Here is a 19,640-nt window from a genome sequence, read left to right on the forward strand (position 1 = left end):
GACTTAGCCGCGCTTACAAGCGCGGTTTTTTTTGGCCGGGAGACCTGGCCGGAGAATATCGGTGTAATCGACGCAGGCTATTCGGCGGCCAGCGCCCGATCGCCGGCGAATTTCTCGACATAGTCCGCCATCTGCTGCATGAAACCCGTGACTGCCTCGGCGACCGCGGCGAAGTCGGCGCGTTTCTCCAGCGTCACCTCGTCGACATAGATCGCCCGGTTCACTTCGATCTGCAGCGCGTGCAGTCCGCGCGATGGCCGGCCGTAATGTTCGGTAATGAAGCCGCCGGCATAAGGCTTGTTGCGGATCGCCGCGAAACCCATTTCCTCGAGGATGGCGATGGCGGCGCGCGAAAGCTCGGCCGAGGCGCTGGTGCCATAACGATCGCCGATGATGAAATCAGGCCGCGCGGTGCTGCCGGCGACGCGCACATTGCCGGGCATCGAGTGGCAGTCGATCAGCACGCCGAAGCCGAACTGCACATGCGTCCGCGCGATCAGCCGGCGGAGCGCCGCATGATAGGGCTTGTAGACCGCCTCGACCCGGTCGAGACCCTCCTGCACCGGCAGGCGCCGCGCATAAATCTCCATGTTCTCGGCGACGATGCGCGGAATCGTGCCGAGCCCGCCGGCGACCCGGAGCGAATTGACATTGGCATAGGGTGGCAGCAGCCCGTCGAACATCCGGGGATCGAGTTCGTAGGGCTCACGATTGACGTCGAGATAGGCGCGCGGAAAATTGGCCGCCAGCAGCGGGGCGCCGAGTGCCACGGCCGAGCCGAACAGCTCGTCGACATAATGATCCTCGGAACGGCGGATGGCGATACCCTCGAGCCTGGACTGCGCGATAAATTCCGGTGGATAAATACGGCCGCTATGGGGGGAGTTGTAGACGAAGGGGATGGTCTGCGACACGGGCTCATGAACCTCAAAAAGCTCGTATTCGCGTATTTCCGGCACTTTCGGCCCTCTTTACCATGTCATGAACTGACTGCTTTGCCCATGTTGCCAGTTGCCCGGCCTCAAGTCCATACTATGTAGAAGGGATGGCGGCCGCGCACAGGCAATTCACCGGTTGTTTACCGGGTCAAGACTAGTGTAAACGCCTGACAGCCCACCAAAACTTATTGATCAGCGGTCTGGATTGATGACTCAGAAGATACTTCTCGCAGAAGACGACAACGACATGCGCCGCTTCCTGGTGAAAGCGCTCGAAAAGGCCGGTTACAAGGTCCTTTCCTATGACAATGGCGCCAGCGCCTATGACCGGCTGCGCGAGGAACCGTTTTCCCTGCTGTTGACCGATATCGTCATGCCCGAAATGGACGGCATCGAGCTGGCGCGCCGTGCCACCGAGCTCGACCCCGACCTGAAGGTCATGTTCATCACCGGTTTTGCGGCCGTGGCGCTGAACCCTGATTCGAAGGCGCCGAAGGACGCCAAGGTCCTTTCCAAGCCTTTCCACCTGCGCGATCTCGTCGACGAGGTCAACAAAATGCTTGCCGCATAAGGCTTGCCGGGTGGCGTGTCACAAAACTGAAAAAAGCCTATTGACGGCTCCGAAGGTTTTGTGATCTATGCGCCGCCATCGGATGGGCGTGTAGCTCAGCGGGAGAGCACTACGTTGACATCGTAGGGGTCACAGGTTCAATCCCTGTCACGCCCACCATCCGATCCTCTTGCCCCACAAGGGGTTTTCGCCAAACCGCTGATTGGTGAATTTCTCCCGGTTCTTTTCTCATTTAGCACTGCCGATGCCGGATCTTCGTCGCTTCTCGTGGAGGCGACATATCGTCGATCGCTGATCCACTGCCGGTGAGACTTTGTGCCCGACATCGGCACCTCCGCACAAACCGTACTGGCGTCAGGTTGAGCCGATTCACGCAGATTGCAGCCATCTGCGCTCGCATATGAGAACGCGCTCATTCGAGCCTCAATTGCATACCGCGCTTGAGCTCTCAGCCCCTCGTTGTTTGTGATGGGCAGATGACAAGTTTGTGACAAAACGCGTGTTATTTCAGCAACATAGCCGATGCGGCCTATTGTCATGATCGACTCTGACGTTGCAGCGCAACATCCCTTATGTAAGTTCCGCGGCGAGGCAGGCGCCGAGCCAAAACAGGCGCCGCTTCGCTCACACGGGGTGAAGATTCGTAGGGACTGCCGATGGCAACGGTCTTCATCCTCTTGCATCTGAACTGGAGGTTATTCCATGAACATCAAGAGCCTTCTTCTCGGCTCCGCTGCTGCACTTGCAGCAGTATCCGGCGCTCAGGCTGCTGACGCTATCGTTGCTGCCGAGCCGGAACCGGTTGAATACGTCCGCGTCTGCGACGCTTACGGCACCGGCTACTTCTACATCCCGGGCACCGAAACCTGCCTCAAGATCAACGGCTACATCCGTTTCCAGGTTGACGTTGCTCCGAACGCCAGCTCGATCGGCGCCAGCGGCGGCGGTTCTGTTGCCAACGACTCGGATTGGGATGCCCGTACGCGTGGCCAGGTTCAGTTCACCGCCAAGAGCGACACCGAATACGGTCCGCTGACCGGCGTCATCGTCATGCAGTTCAATGCTGACAACGCTTCGGCTCAGAAGGCTCAGCTCGACTCCGCTTACATCGACATCGCCGGCTTCCGCGCTGGTCTGTTCTACAGCTGGTGGGACGACGGCCTCTCGGGCGAAACCGACGACATCGGTTCACCGGTCACGCTGCATAACTCCATCCGTTATCAGTACGAAACCGACGCCTTCTACGCCGGCATCAGCGTCGACGAGCTGGAAGACAGCCCGTTCTATGACGGCGAAACTGCCAACAACGTCGGCGTTGCCGTCGGTCTCGGCGGCAAGGCCGGTGCCTTCAGCTACCAGATCACTGCCGGCTACGACACCGACAACGAAGAAGGCGCCGTCCGCGCAATGGGTACGGTTGCTGTCGGTCCGGGCACGCTCGGCCTCGCAGTTGTCTACGCAACGAACCCGAACGCCTACTACAACAAGGCTGAATGGGCGATCGCTGCCGAATACGCCATCAAGGCGACTGACAAGCTGAAGATCACCCCGGCTGTTCAGTACTACGACAACTACGGCGTCACTGCAGGCGAGTTCAACGACGACGTCAGCGCCTGGAAGGCCGGCGTAACGATCGACTACCAGATCGTTGACAACCTCGCAGCCAAGGTCTCGGTTCAGTACCTCGATCCGGACAACGCTGCTGACGTAACCTCGGGCTACTTCCGCCTGCAGCGCGCGTTCTAATAAAAGGCTGCTGGCTACTTGCTACGGCGCTGTAAGCCGGCAGCCACAAATTCCTGATCCGACTGACCTCCGATCGGGAAAGAATGGGCCTGGACTTCCCTGCCTGGGCCCATTCCCCCTGACCAGAAATGCGTCCAAGACGGCAGGCGCTCTATCAGCGCCTTGCCACCGTCATGTCGCTGTCGATGCCCCCACATCCCATGCCATCGCCGGACCTTGTGACCGCTCACCGAGCCGGCCCGGCCGCCGATGGAAACTTTCCGCCGCGGGGAATAACAGAACCAAATTTCGGACACAGAACCATGCCATGGCCGAACCGAGGATGAGGTGGTGATTCGCCTCGCCAGCACATGGGGTTTGACATCGAAATGAAATTATCCGCGCCTGTTGCCGCCGCCATTTTTTCCGCCGCCCTCGCCTTGCCGGCCGCTGCAGCGCCGGCGTCTCCTCCCGAGACGTTTCCCGGCGCGCCCGGCGTCATTACGCTTTCCGGCAAATGCGCCAAGCTTGTCGTCGCCAAATTCGACGCCACCAAGGGCTGCAAGAACGAGCTCGCCAGCGTCACGCTGGTCAATGGCCTGGTGACCTTCATCTTCACGTCGGACGGCAAGGCGCTCGGCTTTCAGGGCGATGGCAGCGGCATCAAGCCCGCTTCCAACGGCAATGCCCGTCTGCCGCTCAGCCTCGTCACCACGGGCGTCGGCAACAAGATGACCGGGGAGGTCAAGGTCGCCGGCTTCTGCACCTTCGGCAATCCCTATGCCGGCAAGCCGATCGCGATCGAATGCACGGCCGAAAGCAAGGATTCCTCGTTTACCGGCAGCTTCCGCACCGGCGGCAAGCTGGTTAAAAAGGGAAAGTAGAGCAATCCCGGCAAAAGCGCGCAGCGGTTTAGCGTCCGGGATTGTGTGAAAATGTTCTAGCCGTCAGGCGCACCAAGCGCCGCCGGCAGCGCCCGGCTTGCGCGCCAGCCCTTCATTGATCAGCTGCGCGCCGAACGAGCGCCCGTCGCGCGAGACGACACGCGGCGCTCCTGATGACTCAGCCTTGCCCGCGGCATTCATGGTGAAGGGACCGGCGTTCAGAAGCGCCAGCAGCCGCGACTTGGCGGCAAAGGCCACCCTGCGTTCGCCGTCACAGCGCGCCTGGTCGACGACAGGGCTTGCCATATCGGCGATCACGATCTTCTCGCCCTTGTACCAGAAGACGCCGCCATCGCCGACGCAGTTGATATGGGCGCCCTGCCCGCAATAACCAAAGGCGATTGTCCCGGTTTCCGGATTGGCGGGGGTAAGCGGGGACGGCACCGCCTTGACCGGCTGGACGGCCGGCGTCGGGATAGTCGCCGGCGGCAGCAGCTGCGATTGCGGCGCCGGCGGGACGGCTTTCGGCGTGGGTGTGGCAAGCGCCACCTGCTTCGGCGGCACGTCCTTCCTGGCGGCAGGTCTGGGCTCGGCCGTTTCGCGCGCCACCGGCGCCGATTGCCGGGCAAGCATCGGCTGAATGCTCTTCCAATGGTCGTGGGCGACGATGCCGCCGATCGCGGCAATGCCGATTACCGCCCAGGGCAGCAATCCGCCACCGCTGCTGCGCGCTTTGCTCTTTCCTTTGGCCGGCGCCTTGCGGCGGCCGCGTGTCGCTGTCTTGGCCATCTGTCCGATTCCCGTGAGGCCGGGATTATCGCCGCCCAATCCTTTCTGAAAGGTTGGCGCGGCGACACGACGATGCCGGGTTCGCCGATCTTTCGTGCGAGCACCAGCCGGCTTGGGAGAAGCGCCTCGTGGAATCCACGCGCATGAGTGAAAAAAGCCGAACAAATCTAGCGTTCAGACGTTAGCCAGCGAAAAATTCATCCACTGTAGGAAAAATCCATGGATCTGATCATCGCCGACATGATACCGGCGTCGCGCATCCACTATCCCGTCATCTTCGCCCGCCTGCTCGGCGCCATCGTCTTTGGCGGGCTGATCGGCTTCGAGCGTGAGGCACGCGACCGCCCGGCAGGCTTCCGCACCCATATTCTGATCAGTCTTGCTGCGGCCCTCTTCGCCATCATTTCGATCGAGGCGGTGCACATGCCGGGTTTTGCCGATGACGAGCAGGTGCGGATCGACCCGCTGCGCGTCATCGAAGCAGTGACGGCCGGCGTCGCCTTCCTTGCCGCCGGCATGATCGTCTTTGCCAGGGGCCGGGTGCACGGGCTGACGACGGGGGCCGGCATGTGGCTTTCCGGCGCGATCGGCCTTGCCATGGGTTTCGGTTATTGGCCGATCGCCTTCTTCACGACGTTGGCCGCCATCTGCGTGCTCTTCGCCTTCGGCAAGCTCGAACACCGCTTCGGCTACAATTCCGCAAGTCGCGCCAATCGGGATGAAGACCAGTAAAAAGCGAAACGCCCGGCATTATGCCGGGCGTATATCATTGCGACCGTCTGTTTCGTCATTCGGAGCGCGCGGCCGGAGCATCGCTTTTTCCAACCGGTGCCGGGCCGCCGGAGGCGGTCAGCGGCTTCTGGCGTTTGCCGATATTGATGCGCTCGTCCGCCGCCTCGCGCACGGCCTGCCATTCATTTTCGTGCCGGATAAAGATCTCGCGGGGCACAAAGTTGATCGTCATATTTTTCTCACCCTGTTTCAATTCTGCGGTCAGCAAGCAGGCTTGTGCAATGCCGGTTATTTCTTTGTCTCTGCATTACCCTTGATGTCGGGACCGCCCTTGGAAAGATCCGCACCGGTAACGTGGGCCGGTACGTGAATGTCGTGGTAGACGCCCGGTGTCAGCGTCAGGTCGACATGATGCGGCGGCAACACCTGCGCCTTCTGCATGCGGTTCGGCTTCGCCCGCTTCATGCGGTCGGATGCCTCCGTGCGTTTGTCGGGAACATGGGTCGAAGTGTGCATCATCGGCCTCCTTTTAAGCTCAACCAGTGTCTAACGAGCAGGCACCGGGATGGTTCCAAAAAAACACTTCGCCTCTGTGCGGCCGCCGGCCTTGACTGGCCCGCGAAGTTGATTACCTAAGGCCTGTCCCGCCGCCTTCCAGACATCGGCTGCGGGTAATTTTGGTGCCGGGCCCCTCTGGCGAGAGTTTTTACGGCGCTCTCGTGATGTCGGTACCGCCTGCAGCTTAGCCGGCGGATTTTTCATCGATGAACAAGCTCACCATGCCTTATCCGCATGCCCGTCGTGGCATGCCGCGTTCCTCCCTCTCCACCATGATTTGCGGCCGCGAGGTGCGGCCATGAACCAGCCCGCGACCCACCACTCCTCGCTCAGCTATTTCCGCTGGGCCTTTATCGTCACCGCCCTCGGCCTCGTTCTCGGCGCCGTGCTCGGCTGGCAGACGACAGGCACGATCGGCGGCATGGCGACCGTCTTCTTTATCTGCACCGTGCTTGCGGTGCTGGAAATCTCGCTCTCCTTCGACAATGCTATCGTCAACGCCAACAAGTTGAAGGAGATGACGCCGGTCTGGCAGAAGCGCTTCCTCACCTGGGGCATCATCATCGCCGTCTTCGGCATGCGCATTGTCTTTCCGCTGGCGATCGTTGCGATCGCGGCACGGATCGGCCCTTGGGATGCGCTTGTGCTTGCCGCCCGTGAGCCGGAAGAATATGCCCGCATCATGAATGACGCGCATCTGCCGATCGCAGCCTTCGGCGGCACCTTCCTGATGATGGTCGGCCTCAGCTACTTCTTCGACCATGAGAAGAAAATCCATTGGTTCCGAGGCCTGGAAAAGGTGATGGCGCGCTCAGCCACCATCAGGGGCATCGAGATCGCTTTCGTTCTGGCGCTGATGCTGGTTTTCTCCTGGCTGATCGGCGGCGAGCAGGCGAGCGTCTTTGTCCATTGCGCCATCTACGGGCTGCTCACCTTCCTCGCGGTCGAGGTAGTTGGTGAACTGCTCGATGCTTCGCAGCAGACGATGAGCGCTGCCGCCAAGGGCGGCCTCGGCGCCTTCATCTATCTCGAGGTGCTGGATGCCAGCTTCTCCTTCGACGGCGTCATCGGCGCCTTTGCGCTGACGCAGAACCTCTTCGTCATTGCGATCGGCCTCGGTATCGGCGCCATGTATGTGCGCTCGATGACGATCATGCTGGTGGAGAAGGGGACGCTTGCCGAATACCGCTATCTCGAGCACGGCGCCTTCTACGCCATCCTGATCCTCTCGGTGATCATGTATGCGCAAACCCTGGTGCACATCCCCGAAGTGATCACCGGGCTCGGCGGCGCGACGCTGATCGGTCTGTCGCTCTGGTCTTCCATTCGCCACAACAAGCGCGAGCGGCTGGAAGATCCCGCCAACCGGCAGGAAGAACTTCACGCCTGACGATTGCAATGCATTTAGAAACAGAGCCGCAGCGCTTGGGGTTGCGGCGTTCCCTTTGGACAAAAATAAAGCCCGCGACCATATGGTTGCGGGCTAATTCATTCCTGCATCGCTTCCGGCTTGTTAGCGCGAAACATGACCGAAGGAGGCCGGATCGATGCCGAGTTCCCTCAGGTCGCTGGCACGCGGCCGGCGGCCGGCTTCAACGGCGGCGCTGACAGCATTTGCTGCACCAAGCACGGCAAATGCGCGACCGAAGAAACCCATGCGGACTGAATTGCGGATGGCGGACATTGTCCATTTCCTCTTGTTTTGATTGACCGCTTATAGGTGGTATCGCGCAGATCTCCCCACAATGCTCAGAAAATCACCGCAGCCATGCAAAAACAGAAGGCCGGCGCATGTTTCCATGGCCAGCCTTGAGGGAGGGGTAATGTCGTCTTTTTAGTCTTCGTTTGCAGCCAGCTGCGACAGCACCTGGCCGCGACCGCGAATCCGCAGGATCAGCGGGATGAGAAAGGCGGCCGCCGCAACGATCAGCAGGCCCGCGGCGATCGGCGACATCACCAGCGTCGTGACGTCGCCCTGGCTGATCGCCAGCGCACGGCGCAGCTGCTGCTCGGCCAGCGGCCCGAGGATCAGGCCGACGACGGCAGGCGCGATCGGATAGCCGAAGAGCCGCATGAGATAGCCGAGCAGGCCGAAGGCGAGCAGCATGCCGAGTTCGAATACCGACGGGTTTGCGCCGATCGTCCCAAGCGTAGCAAACAGCAGGATGCCCGCATAAAGCCACGGCTTCGGGATCGTCAGCAGCTTTACCCACAGCCCGATCATCGGCAGGTTCAAGACCAGCAGCATCGCATTGGCGATGAGCAGGCTGGCGATCAGGCCCCAGACAAGCTGCGGATTGGTGGCAAACAGCAGCGGCCCCGGCTGCAAGCCGTATTGCTGGAAGCCGGCAAGCATGATCGCCGCGGTTGCCGTCGTCGGCAGGCCGAGCGTCAGAAGCGGCACCAGCGTGCCGGCGGCCGACGCGTTGTTGGCCGCCTCAGGGCCGGCCACGCCTTCGATCGCGCCATGGCCGAACTCCTCCGGGTTCTTCGCCAGCCGCTTTTCGGTGGCATAGGAAAGGAAAGTGCCGATTTCGGCGCCGCCCGCCGGCATCGCGCCGATCGGAAAGCCGATCAAGGTGCCGCGCAGCCAGGGCTTCCAGGACCGCGCCCAGTCCTCAGCCGTCATCCACAGCGAACCTTTGACCGCCTCGACCTTCTCGGCAATGCGGTTGCCCTGCGCGGCGATATAAAGCGTCTCGCCGATCGCAAACATCGCCACCGCAAGCGTCGTCACCTCGACACCGTCGAGCAGGTCGGGAATGCCGAAGGACAGCCGCGCCTGTCCCGTCTGCTGGTCGATGCCGACCATGGCTAGCGCGAAGCCGATGAACAGCGCCGTCAGACCCCTGAGGGCTGAATCGCCGAACGCCGAGGAGACGGTGACGAAAGCAAGCACCATCAGCGCGAAATATTCGCGCGGCCCGAAAACCAGCGCCAGCTTGACGATATAGGGAGCAATGAAGGCGAGCCCCAGCGTCGCGATCAGGCCGGCGACGAAGGAGCCGATCGCCGCCGTCGCCAGCGCCGGTCCGCCGCGCCCGGCGCGCGCCATCTTGTTGCCTTCGAGCGCCGTGACGATCGAGGCGCTTTCACCCGGCGTGTTGAGCAGGATCGAGGTGGTCGAGCCGCCATACATGCCGCCATAATAGATGCCGGCGAACATGATCAGTGAGCCGCCGGGATCGAGCTTGTAGGTGACGGGCAACAGCAGCGCCACGGTCAGTGCCGGGCCGATGCCGGGCAGCACGCCGACGGCGGTGCCGAGCGTCACGCCGACCAGCGCATAAACCAGGTTCATCGGCTGCATCGCAACCAGGATACCCTGCCATAGGAATTCGAATGTGCTCATCTTGGTGTCCCAAGCAGCCTTCCCGACCATACGATTTCGAGGTCAGGCGCCGCGTAAAATCAAAAGAGCTGACAGCGCGTGCCGCGCGATCAGAAGAACAGATGTTCGAGCGGGCCGGCCGGCAGCGTCAACTGCAGCAGCTGCGAGAAAATCGCCCAGACGACGAAGCTGAGGACGATGCCAAGCGGCAGCGAGAACCAGAGCTTGCGTTTGCCGAAGCCGCGTGCCGTCAGCGCAAAGAGGATGCCGGTGGCGATCGAGAAACCGGCGACGCGCAGCAGCAGCATTTGGCCGGCAAGACCGGCGACGATCCAGATCACCGGCGCCACTTCCTGCCGATCGCGCTCCGGAAACTCGCCGCGCCACGCTTCGGCGACGGTCCAGACCCCGAGACAAAAGAGGCCGAACGCCACCACTTGCGGCACGGTCGCCGGGCCGATGCGGTCGTATTGCGCGATCGTCTTCAGATGCGAGGCATCCCAGGCCATCACGCCGGCGACGACGAAGAGGAAAACGGCAATGATGAACGCCGCCCAATCAGGGCGGCGTGTCGTTGCCGAGGAGGTGTTATCCTCGCTCATTGAACAAGTCCGATATCTTTGAGAATGCCTTCGGTGGCGGAGACATCCTTTTCGAGCTGCGCCTTGAAGGCATCGCCGGACAGATAGGTGTCGGCCCAGCCCTTGGTCTTCAGCGTTTCCTGCCAGGTGGCAGAGCTATGCAGCTTCTCGAAATCGGCGGTGACGCTTGCCACCTGCTCTGCCGACAGGCCGGGAGCTGCGGCAACCATGCGCCAGTTCTGGATGGTAACGTCAGTGCCGGCTTCCTTCAGCGTCGGGGCATCGATACCGTCGATGCGCTTGTCGCTGGAGACGGCGAGAAGACGGAGCGTGCCGGATTTCACCTGCGATTCGAACTCGCTGTAGCTCGAGACGCCGGCCGTCACCTGGCCGCCGAGAATGGCGGCGAGCGCTTCACCGCCGCCGGAGAAGGCAACGTAGTTGATCTTCGTCGGATCGACGCCGGAGGCCTTGGCGATCAGGCCGACCGTGATGTGGTCGGTGCCGCCGGCCGAACCGCCGCCCCAGGAAACCGCGCCCGGATCCTTCTTCAGCGCCGCAACCAGATCGGCCATGGTCTTGATCTCGGAAGAGGCCGGAACGACGACGGCTTCATATTCACCGGTCAGACGGGCAATCGGCGTGACGTCCTTGAGCGTCACCGGCGACTTGTTGGTGAGGATCGCGCCGACCATGACATAGCCGCCGACAATCAGCGAATTCGGATTGCCGGCAGCCTGGCTGCTGAACTGTGCCAGACCGATGGTGCCGCCGGCGCCCGGAACGTTCTGGACCTGGACGTTGCCGGAGATCTTCTCCTGCTGCAGTGCCGTCTGCAGCGAACGGGCCGTCTGGTCCCAGCCGCCGCCGGGAGCAGCCGGCGCGATGATGGTGTAGTCGGCCGCATAGGCCGGCAGCGCAATGGTCGCGGCAAAAAGGGTTGCGATGAACGTATGCTTCACGATGTTTCCTCCGTCTGCGGCTGAGCGAACCGCCTGTTATTCTCTGGGAATCGGGAGGAACGGCCGGCCAGCGGACGCAAGCGTCCTGAATGACGAGCAGAATACCTCCCGAGGCTTCAGCTCTCCGCCTCCACGGAGAAGAAGTAGCCAAAGCCACCACAACAAGCTGTCATTTAGCTGACATCGGCGAGATATCCAGGAGAAGGGGCCACTTTTTTGCCGTAATTGGGTTGGGGTGGGTCTCGATCCCGCGTCGCCGCCCGCATCATGCAGGCAGGTCATACCCCTTGGCTCCCAATCCGTGTATTGCGCGCAAGTCTCTGAAGTTTAACCCTTGCACGCGCGACCTTAAGTAAATTACGTCTTGTACAATTCAAGGTTTTGCTCCGGCTATCTCAATTTCTGCAGATCTTTATTTTACCGATCCCCATAGGAAACGATATGTCGCGCTGCCTGCACACGAATCCCGACCGGATTTATGAGGACCTGCGATCGCTGTGCCCCGGCGCGGCACTGACGCTGGACGGCGGACGATACGCAACGCCGCTTGTCCTCTCCTCTGTCAGCGGCTCCCAGCAGCAGCCGGCGGTGATCCGCGGCCCCGATGCCGTCATCGACGGCGGCAGAAGCTATGACGATTATCGCGACAACGCCAACCGTCTCTCCGCCGTGCAGGAAGCCAATGGCCGCTTTCCCGGCATCTACTACCTTGCCGATGATGCAGCAGTTGTGCTGCGCAATTGCCAATGGGTCGTCATCGAGGATCTGACCTTCGAGGGCTGCTGGCCGACCGCGATCTATCTCGACAACTGCCAGCATATCACGCTCCGCCGCCTGCATATTCGCGGCAGCACGATCGCCATCGGTGCGGCCGGAGCCTATACGCGCCACCTGCTGATCGAAGGGTGCGACTGGATTCAGGATCTGCAGTCGCACGGCGAGGCGGACCTTGCCGCGATCCGGAAAGCCGGCATGGTCGATGCCGCGCTCGATCCCGAAGATTGCAGGCTCTGGCGAAAAACCGACTGGGGCCAGGTTCACGGCAATATCGAGGACACCGCGAGCCGCGTGAACGTCGAAAAGGACGAGCGCGGTTTTGACGGCGACTTCTTCCGCGCATGGACCATCGCCGGTTATGTCGTGCTGCGCGACAACGCCATTCTCGATGCCTTCAACGGCATCCATTTTTTCAACGATGCGTCCGATTCGACGGTGGAGGATTTCTGCCGCAACATCGTCATTGAAAACAATTGGTTCGTCCGCATTCGCGACAACGCCGTCGAGGCGGAGGACTATGCCTGGAATTGGACCGTGAGCGGCAACCGCTTCGTTGACTGCTACATGCCTTTTTCGCTGGAGATGCGGCGATCCGGATATTTCTATATCTACGGCAATCTCGGCTGGAACCAACACCGGCCTGGCCCCGATGACGACGATCGCAATTTCGGCCAGCTTTTCAAATTTCCCAAAAAACACGAAGCGGTCGGCCCGCATTATGTCTTCAACAATTCATGGATGCTGAGAGGGCCGATCAGCAAGCGCTACCGCTTCCGCCAGCTCCACCACCTGAACAATGCGATAGGCTATTATGGCGCGACAGGCCTTTCGACGCCGGAGGATTCCGTACCCTTTGGCGCGGGCTGGCAGAGCGTGCCGAAAGAGGGACAGGATGAAGCTTCGCTCGAAGGCAAGCATTTCACCAGGCTTTGGCAGGAACTCGACATACGCTTCGACGGCGATCTGATCGATCACAAATATTTCCCCAATCTGCTGCGCGAGGCGGGATATGCGATCGGCGTCGACGCCCATCCCGGACCGGTTCCTTTCCACTCGCCCGTCCTCGGCCAGCCTGAGGGGCTGAAGCTGACCACAAAGGTTCCAGCAATCGCCTTCCTGATGCAGCTTCCCGACGGGCGAACCCAGGCCGTCGGCTGCGCGGACTACACCGTCGGCGCCTGGCAGGGGGAAGATCCCTTCACGGTCGATAGACCGATGTTCTACGAATATTGGCTTTACGCCGCTCCTTGCGGAAAGGGCGAAGCGGCCGAAAGCTGAGGCTCGTCATTGCGCCCGCAAAACCTCGTTCCAGTGTGCGATCAGCCGCGCCCGTTTCACCTGATCGAGATAGACCATCAGCCCGGGGCTGACCGGCACCGGCCGCAGTTGGGCGCCGAGCAGTTCCTGCAGCGTATTGGCGGTATTTTCGCCGGCCACCTCTGGGCTGACGGCCGGAATCTGTAGCTCGCGCGCCATGATCGTCTGCCCTTCCCTCGACATGAAGAAGGTGAGATAGCGCCGCCCGAGCTCCGGCTCGGCTGCCGCCTGCGGCACCAGCCCGATCCGCGACATCACCACGGTATAATCTTTCGGCAGCACGATGCCGACATCCGGATAGCGCGAGGCCCAGTCGGCCGCATAGGAGCCGAGAATATTGTAGCCGAGCACGAAGCGCCCGTCGGCAACACGTTCGAGGATCGCCGAACTCGTCGAATAAAGCTTGACGCCGGCAGCCCCCATCGCTCCGATCACCGACCAGATATCGCCGAACTGCTCCTGGTCACGCGCCATGAACAGAAAACCGACGCCGGAGCGCTCGATATCGTAGGTGCCGATCCGCCCATAGACGTCATTGCCCTTGCGGCTCAGGTAATCGACGAATTCCGCCCGCGAGCTCGGCACCGGCTCATCCGCAAAGCTCGGCTTGTGATAGACGAACACCGCCGGCTCGAAGGTCAGCGCATAGGCGGTGTTGCGCCAGTTCGCCCATTTCGGCCATGCAGCACTCATCGGCAGATTGCTGACCTGCGCATATCCGTCGTTGGAGAGCTTCACCTGCAAGTCCATCGCCGAGGAAAAGGCAAAATCCGCCGTCTTCTTCCCGGCATCCGTCTCCCTGACGATCCGGTCATAGATATCGCCCGTCAGCATGTCTTCGTATTTGACCGCGACATCAGGATTGGCATCCTGGAAACCCCGGATCATCGGCTGCGCCAACGGTTCGTCGAGCGAGGAATAAACCGTCAGCACCGGCGCATCTGAATTGCCCGACTTCGCCGCATAGAAGGCCTGATCGGCGAGCGCAGAGCCCGGCCAGAACGCCAGCAGCAAGATGAAAATTCTCCTCATGCAGCAACAATGCCTGAGCGTGCCGGGTGGAGCAAGGCCGCCGGCAGGAGCAAGGGCGGTGGAACTAGCCGACGACCCATTCCATCAGCGCATTTTGTGCGTGCAGCAGGAAGGCCTTGGCGGCGCGACTTTGGCAAAGCGAATGCTCCATCGCCTCGGCCGTCACCTCCTGGCCGCGCGTCACCGGCGGGCACGGCAGGAAGATCGCATCCTCCGGCAAACGATCGAGAATATCGGTCCCGATCCGGTAGCTGGCAAGCGCGTCATCAACAGCGTCACCCGGCCATGAATCGGTGATGACGACGTTGGCATCCGATAGCTCGCCCATATCGGTGCTCGCGCGAAAACGCTGGTTGAGCAGTGCGGCGTCACTTATATGCCAGGGTTCGGGATAGACCTGCACCACCTCGATCGGCAACACGATCGATGCCTCGACCCAGGAGCGGAGGATATTTGCGTCTGCCGCCAACCCAACGACCTTCAACCCGTCGATCGAACCGCGCCGGCTGTTGATATAGGCAAGGTCACCGAGTGTCTCGCAAGGGTGGTTGGAGCGTGTGCGCGCGTTGATGATGGGCACCGGCGCGGCGACCGCCACCGCCTTCAGCGTCGCCAATTCCCTTGTGCGGATCACCAGCATGTCGAACCAGTTGCCGAGATAACCCGCAAGATCGCCGGATTCCTCTCGGCCGTTGAAGCCGATCGGCACATGCACGCAGATACCACCCATCGCCTGCACGCCGAGATCGAAGGCAGTCGTATTACGCCAGCCGCTATCGTCGGCAATCAGCGCGACGCGCCTGCCTGCCAGGCTCTGCGGCATGGTGCGCTCATTCCAGGCCTGGCGAGCACCCCCGCGCGAGCGATAATCGACCGAAGCCCGGCCTCAGGAATATCGTGAAGCTCCAGAAAATTCCGGGCCGAAGCTGTCATCCAAAATCTTGCTTGCGCATGAACCGTCACCACAATAACCGGCACCAGCCTGACAGCAACCGCCCAAGCAGCCGCGAATCACACTCGATATTGGATACCCCTCGCAACCGTCCTCCGGCCCGCACCATGGGTCCGCTTTCAAGTCACGAACCGATCGACGGCCACTTTTTATGGTGCCTGTCCGAAGCTTTGCCTGAAGCAAATCACTCCGTCTGCTGCAATTAGAATCCACTTTTTATCACAAAGGATTAGCGCCGAACGCTATCCTTCACCCATTCAGAGTATTGATGAAGAACGGCGACGCTATATGGTCGCGCTACCGTGTCAAAACGTCGAATCCGCCCGAATTTCTATTCCGGGGGCGACTCTACGCGACAAAAACTCTATAAAAAGCTGGACTAAACTGGGAAGATCCATGGGAGGGGTCATGGAACGACGACTGAGCGCTATTCTCGCTGCGGATGTCGTTGGCTATAGCCGACTGATGGGCATTGATGAGGCAGGCACGCTGCAGGCGCTGAACCGCCACCGCTGCGAACTGGTCGATATCAGGATTTCAGACTACAAGGGCCGGATCGTCAAACTCACCGGCGACGGCATCCTTGCCGAATTCCAGAGCGTGGTGAACGCGGTTGCCTGCGCCGCCGAAATCCAGCGCAGCATGGCCGCCCGCAACGAGAACGTGCCCAAGGACGAGCGCGTCGAATTCCGTATTGGCATCAATCTCGGCGATGTCGTGGTCGAGAACGGCGATATCTTCGGCGATGGCGTCAACCTTGCCGCCAGGCTTGAGCGTATCGCGACCCCGGGCGGCATCGCCGTGTCGGCCTCGGTGCGCGATCAGGTCGGCGCGCGCCTCAATCTCGGTTTCGAATTCATCGGCGAGCATATGCTGAAGAACATCCGGCAGCCGGTTCAGGTCTACACCGTCACCCTGGCGCCGCCCTCCTCGGCGAAATTGGTCGCGCAGAACCGCAATACCTGCTTCATTGCCGTGCTGCCCTTCACCAATATGAGCGGCGATGCCGACCAGGACTATTTCTCCGACGGCATCACCGAAGACATCATCACCGATCTCTCCAAGATCTCCAGCCTGCACGTCGTGCCGCGCAATACGATTTTCACCTATAAGGGCATATCGGTGAAGGTGAAGCGGCTCGCCCAGGAACTTGGCGTGCGCTACGTGCTCGAGGGCAGTGTGCGCATCTTCGGCAATCGTGTGCGCATTTCCGGCCAGCTGATCGACACCGCCAACGGCGATCATCTCTGGGCCGAACGTTATGACCGCGATCTGACCGACATCTTCGCCATTCAGGACGAGATCACCCATGCGATCGTCGGCCAGTTGAAAGTGCGGCTGCTGCCGGAAGAGAAAAAGGCGATCGCCACTGAACCGACCGCCAATGTCGAGGCCTATACCTATTATCTCCGGGGTCGTCAGCTCTCTCACACCTGGACCAAATCCTATCTCCAGCTCGCAAGGCGCATGTTCTGCAAGGCGGTCGAGCTCGACCCCGACTATGCCCGCGCCTACGCCGGCATTGCCGATTGCGACGCGGCGATCCGCGATTGGGCACCTGACGACGTTCCGCTAAGGCGCATCCTCGAGATGAGCGCCCGCGCGCTTGCGCTTGATCCAGACCTTCCCGAAGCCCACGCCTCCCACGGTCTGGCCCTGCATCAGAGCGGCTTTGATGACAGGGCGGCGGCAGCCTTCGAACGGGCCCTGTCGCTCGACCCGAACCTGTTCGAGGCGAATTTCCATTATGCCCGCTTCTTCTTCATGCACGGCAACTTTGCCGAATCGGTTCAATATTTTACCCGCGCCGCCGCAATCCGCCCTGACGACTACGTCTCGCCGATCCATCTGATGTCCGCCTACCGCTCGCTCGGGCGTGTGTTGGATACCGAAAACTGGGCGCGTCTCGGTCTGCTGCGCGCCGAACGCGCCCTGAACCTCAATCCGGAAAATTCCGGCCCGGCCCATCGCGGCGCGCTGGCGCTTGCGCATATGGGCGATACCAAGAGGGCGCGTGACTGGGCCGCCCGCGCCATCGCTATTGATCCCGACGACATCGTCGCGCAGTACAATCTTGCCTGCGTCTATTCCGTCCTCGGCGATGTCGACCAGGCGATCGACCTCCTTGAGAGACTGCTGCCGCACAGCTCCGTCTATCATATCAAATGGTTCAACAATGATTCCGATCTCGACAACATCCGCGACGACCCGCGCTTCCGCAGGCTGCTGGCCGCCGCAATGATGCAGCGCGAACAGATCGAAAGGACCGGGAGCTGACGCCCGGCTTTTCCTTCACCCAATCTTTAAAATCGCTGTGACATCGCTCCCCCACCTCTGTAATCTCTCTTGAAAAACAGGGGACATTCGTGCGCATCCTGCTCACCGAAGACAATATCGCGCTGGCCGACGGCCTGTCGGCGATCTTGCGCGGCACGGGCCATGCCGTCGATGTCGTCCATGACGGCGCATCCGCCAATGCGGTGATCGCCGCGGAAAATTTCGATCTGGTGATCCTCGACCTCAACCTCCCCGAGATGGACGGGCTCGACGTGCTGCGCGCCATGCGCGCCCGGCAAAACCAGGCGGCCGTCCTTATCCTGACCGCGCGCGGCGCGCCGGAAGAGCGGGTGAAGGGCCTCGATCTCGGCGCCGATGATTATCTGATCAAACCCTTCGACATATCAGAATTCGAGGCCCGCGTGCGCGTGCTTCTGCGCCGTCAGGCCGGCCTGCGCTCGGCGACCGTGAGTTTTGGCGGCATCTCCTTCGATCTCAATTCCCGCGCCTTTTCGGCCGGGGCCACACCGCTCGATATTCCCGCCCGCGAGCTTGGACTGCTCGAAATTCTCTTCATGCGGGCCGGCAAGGTCGTCGCCAAGGAAGCGATCATCCAGTCGCTGACGGCCTTCGACGACGACATTTCTTCGAACGCCATCGAGCAATATGTCAGCCGCCTGAGGAAACGCCTCTCGCCGCACGGCCTGACGGTCAAGACCGCCCGCGGCATAGGCTATTATCTCGACAAGCTCCCCGAGGCCTCATGAAAGCCGCCTATTCCCTCAGGCGCCGGCTGCTCTTCTGGCTGCTCGTCTCCACCGCCGTCATCGGTACGCTGGCGCTCGCCGATACCTATCGCGAGGCTGTGCAGACCTCGAACATCGTCTCCGACCGGGTGCTTGCCGGCTCGGCGCTTGCGATCGCCGAACGCGTCGTCGTTGCAGAGGACGGCTCGCTGCAGGTCGACATCCCCTATGTCGCGCTGGAAATGCTGACCTCGGCCGCGCAGGACCGCGTCTTCTACCGCGTCGACGGTCCGCCGGGCAAATTCATCACCGGTTACCAGTCGCTGCCGGTCCTCAAGAAAACGCCGGCCAATGCTGCCGCTTTCGCCGACGACACTTTCCGCGGCGAGCCGATCCGCGTCGCCACGCTCGAACGCTCCGCCTCCACAGGCATCCGCTCCGTGCCCTTCGTGGTGACGGTCGCCGAAACCACCATCGCCCGCCGGCAGTTGGCGCAAGCGATCCTCGTTCGCTCGGCCCTGCGCCTCGCCTTCATGATCGCGGGTGCCGCCCTCATCGTCTGGATCTCGGTCACCGTGGCTCTGCGCCCGCTCTACAAACTCGGCGATGCCATCGGCGAACGCAGCCCCGATGACCTGCACCCGATCGAGCAGACCGTGCCGAGCGAGGTCGAACCGCTGGTCGATACCGTGAATAGCTTCATGGTCCGCCTGCAATCGGCGCTCGATGCGCTGCGCCATTTCACCGGTAATGCCAGCCATCAGTTGCGCACGCCGCTGGCGATCATCCGCACCCAGCTTGCGCTTTCCGCCCGCGCCGGCTCGCTTGCCGAGGCCCAGGCGGCAGCGCTGAAGGGGGATCAGGCCGTGGCGCATGCCGAGCGCATCCTTGCCCAGCTTCTGCTGATGGCAAAGATCGACGCCGCCACCGCCAAGGAGGCGCTGACCGCCTCCGCCATCGATCTTGCGGCAATCGCCCAGGAAATCACCGGCGAGCAGATCCCGACGGCTGCCGTCGCCGGCATCGATCTCGGTTTCGAAGGCGAGAGCCCGGCGATGATCCGCGCCGAGCCGCTGCTGATCGGCGAAATGCTGCGCAATCTTGCCGGAAATGCCATCGCCTATGCCGGCAAGGGGGCGGAGGTCACCGTCCGCATCATCGCAGCCACTGAGACGATCCGCCTCGAAGTCGAGGACAATGGCCCCGGCATTCCACGCAATAAACTGGAGGCAGTGCGCGGGCGTTTTTCGCGCGGCAATCAAACAGGTGCGCAAGGCACGGGCCTCGGCCTGCCGATCGTCGAGGAAATCGCCAATCTTTTCAACGCCGACCTGACGCTGGAGCCGGGCCCGGACGGCAAGGGTCTGAAGGCGGTCGTCACCTTTGCCAAGGCGGCTTAAAAGCCTTCGGCCCTCCTTGCTTTATTTCGCTGCATTGCACACACTGATTTCGGGAACAGCAAGCCGCA

General features: G+C 61.5%; 18 protein-coding genes, 1 tRNA gene and 1 pseudogene. 10 read left to right on the forward strand and 10 right to left on the reverse strand.

What is annotated here, in order from left to right:
- Nucleotides 1-77 precede the first annotated feature (77 nt).
- Nucleotides 78-959, reverse strand: coding sequence for an N-formylglutamate amidohydrolase (locus FHX14_RS15215; RefSeq protein WP_164008263.1), 882 nt, complete (start codon nucleotides 957-959; stop codon nucleotides 78-80).
- A 187-nt stretch (nucleotides 960-1,146) separates the two neighbouring features.
- On the opposite strand from FHX14_RS15215, the gene cpdR1 reads away from it, so the two are divergent.
- The 4 genes from cpdR1 to FHX14_RS15235 all read left to right on the forward strand — a co-directional run bounded on the left by cpdR1 (nucleotide 1,147) and on the right by FHX14_RS15235 (nucleotide 4,118).
- On the forward strand, nucleotides 1,147-1,509 hold the full coding sequence (gene cpdR1, locus FHX14_RS15220; protein WP_003542883.1) for a response regulator CpdR1: 363 nt from the start codon (nucleotides 1,147-1,149) through the stop codon (nucleotides 1,507-1,509).
- A gap of 84 nt (nucleotides 1,510-1,593) precedes the next feature.
- Nucleotides 1,594-1,668 (forward strand) — tRNA-Val (locus FHX14_RS15225).
- A gap of 543 nt (nucleotides 1,669-2,211) precedes the next feature.
- A complete protein-coding gene (locus FHX14_RS15230) occupies nucleotides 2,212-3,255 on the forward strand; it encodes a porin (RefSeq protein WP_003585820.1) in 1,044 nt (347 codons plus the stop codon).
- 368 nt (nucleotides 3,256-3,623) lie between these two features.
- On the forward strand, nucleotides 3,624-4,118 hold the full coding sequence (locus FHX14_RS15235; RefSeq protein ID WP_246713408.1) for a hypothetical protein: 495 nt from the start codon (nucleotides 3,624-3,626) through the stop codon (nucleotides 4,116-4,118).
- A gap of 63 nt (nucleotides 4,119-4,181) precedes the next feature.
- Here FHX14_RS15235 and FHX14_RS15240 read toward each other — a convergent pair whose 3' ends face one another.
- The gene (locus FHX14_RS15240) at nucleotides 4,182-4,907 is read right to left on the reverse strand and encodes a hypothetical protein (protein WP_184377679.1); all 726 of its coding nucleotides are present in this window, start codon (nucleotides 4,905-4,907) and stop codon (nucleotides 4,182-4,184) included.
- Nucleotides 4,908-5,126: 219 nt separating this feature from the next.
- On the opposite strand from FHX14_RS15240, the gene FHX14_RS15245 reads away from it, so the two are divergent.
- Nucleotides 5,127-5,639, forward strand: a complete 513-nt coding sequence (locus FHX14_RS15245; RefSeq protein WP_184377680.1) for an MgtC/SapB family protein — start codon at nucleotides 5,127-5,129, stop codon at nucleotides 5,637-5,639.
- Between the two features lie 55 nt (nucleotides 5,640-5,694).
- Here the strand turns inward: FHX14_RS15245 and FHX14_RS15250 are convergent, their stop codons facing one another.
- Nucleotides 5,695-5,907 (reverse strand): hypothetical protein, encoded by a 213-nt coding sequence (locus FHX14_RS15250; RefSeq protein WP_128715566.1) that lies wholly within the window; start codon nucleotides 5,905-5,907, stop codon nucleotides 5,695-5,697.
- A 20-nt stretch (nucleotides 5,908-5,927) separates the two neighbouring features.
- Nucleotides 5,928-6,158 (reverse strand): hypothetical protein, encoded by a 231-nt coding sequence (locus tag FHX14_RS15255; protein WP_033179672.1) that lies wholly within the window; start codon nucleotides 6,156-6,158, stop codon nucleotides 5,928-5,930.
- Nucleotides 6,159-6,495: 337 nt separating this feature from the next.
- Here FHX14_RS15255 and FHX14_RS15260 point away from each other — a divergent pair, with 337 nt between their 5' ends.
- Complete coding sequence (locus FHX14_RS15260) at nucleotides 6,496-7,587, forward strand: DUF475 domain-containing protein (RefSeq protein ID WP_184377681.1); 1,092 nt, start codon at nucleotides 6,496-6,498, stop codon at nucleotides 7,585-7,587.
- Between the two features lie 123 nt (nucleotides 7,588-7,710).
- Here FHX14_RS15260 and FHX14_RS15265 read toward each other — a convergent pair whose 3' ends face one another.
- The 4 genes from FHX14_RS15265 to FHX14_RS15280 all read right to left on the reverse strand — a co-directional run bounded on the left by FHX14_RS15265 (nucleotide 7,711) and on the right by FHX14_RS15280 (nucleotide 11,071).
- On the reverse strand, nucleotides 7,711-7,881 hold the full coding sequence (locus tag FHX14_RS15265; RefSeq protein WP_184377682.1) for a hypothetical protein: 171 nt from the start codon (nucleotides 7,879-7,881) through the stop codon (nucleotides 7,711-7,713).
- A gap of 150 nt (nucleotides 7,882-8,031) precedes the next feature.
- Nucleotides 8,032-9,549: a tripartite tricarboxylate transporter permease gene (locus FHX14_RS15270; RefSeq protein WP_003585833.1), complete on the reverse strand. Its 1,518-nt coding sequence runs from the start codon at nucleotides 9,547-9,549 to the stop codon at nucleotides 8,032-8,034.
- Nucleotides 9,550-9,638: 89 nt separating this feature from the next.
- Nucleotides 9,639-10,130: a tripartite tricarboxylate transporter TctB family protein gene (locus FHX14_RS15275; protein WP_012558939.1), complete on the reverse strand. Its 492-nt coding sequence runs from the start codon at nucleotides 10,128-10,130 to the stop codon at nucleotides 9,639-9,641.
- Complete coding sequence (locus FHX14_RS15280) at nucleotides 10,127-11,071, reverse strand: tripartite tricarboxylate transporter substrate binding protein (RefSeq protein ID WP_184377683.1); 945 nt, start codon at nucleotides 11,069-11,071, stop codon at nucleotides 10,127-10,129. Before FHX14_RS15280 ends, FHX14_RS15275 begins: the two co-directional genes overlap by 4 nt.
- 441 nt (nucleotides 11,072-11,512) lie before the next feature.
- Here FHX14_RS15280 and FHX14_RS15285 point away from each other — a divergent pair, with 441 nt between their 5' ends.
- Complete coding sequence (locus FHX14_RS15285; protein WP_184377684.1) at nucleotides 11,513-13,126, forward strand: right-handed parallel beta-helix repeat-containing protein; 1,614 nt, start codon at nucleotides 11,513-11,515, stop codon at nucleotides 13,124-13,126.
- Between the two features lie 6 nt (nucleotides 13,127-13,132).
- Here the strand turns inward: FHX14_RS15285 and FHX14_RS15290 are convergent, their stop codons facing one another.
- Together FHX14_RS15290 and FHX14_RS15295 are read right to left on the reverse strand one after the other, a co-directional pair.
- Nucleotides 13,133-14,179, reverse strand: coding sequence for an ABC transporter substrate-binding protein (locus FHX14_RS15290; protein WP_184377685.1), 1,047 nt, complete (start codon nucleotides 14,177-14,179; stop codon nucleotides 13,133-13,135).
- An 82-nt stretch (nucleotides 14,180-14,261) separates the two neighbouring features.
- Nucleotides 14,262-15,130, reverse strand: a pseudogene (locus FHX14_RS15295) (ornithine carbamoyltransferase).
- 427 nt (nucleotides 15,131-15,557) lie between these two features.
- Between FHX14_RS15295 and FHX14_RS15300 the strand changes: the two are divergent.
- The 3 genes from FHX14_RS15300 (at nucleotide 15,558) to FHX14_RS15310 (ending at nucleotide 19,572) form a co-directional block, all read left to right on the forward strand.
- On the forward strand, nucleotides 15,558-17,426 hold the full coding sequence (locus FHX14_RS15300; RefSeq protein WP_184377686.1) for an adenylate/guanylate cyclase domain-containing protein: 1,869 nt from the start codon (nucleotides 15,558-15,560) through the stop codon (nucleotides 17,424-17,426).
- A gap of 89 nt (nucleotides 17,427-17,515) precedes the next feature.
- Nucleotides 17,516-18,193, forward strand: coding sequence for a response regulator transcription factor (locus FHX14_RS15305; RefSeq protein ID WP_003585843.1), 678 nt, complete (start codon nucleotides 17,516-17,518; stop codon nucleotides 18,191-18,193).
- Nucleotides 18,190-19,572, forward strand: a complete 1,383-nt coding sequence (locus FHX14_RS15310; RefSeq protein ID WP_184377687.1) for a sensor histidine kinase — start codon at nucleotides 18,190-18,192, stop codon at nucleotides 19,570-19,572. The genes FHX14_RS15305 and FHX14_RS15310 overlap by 4 nt, the downstream gene beginning before the upstream one ends.
- Nucleotides 19,573-19,640: the final 68 nt, after the last annotated feature.

Origin of the sequence: Rhizobium sp. BK619 (genome assembly GCF_014195245.1) — a bacterium.
GTDB classification, from domain to species: domain Bacteria; phylum Pseudomonadota; class Alphaproteobacteria; order Rhizobiales; family Rhizobiaceae; genus Rhizobium; species Rhizobium acidisoli.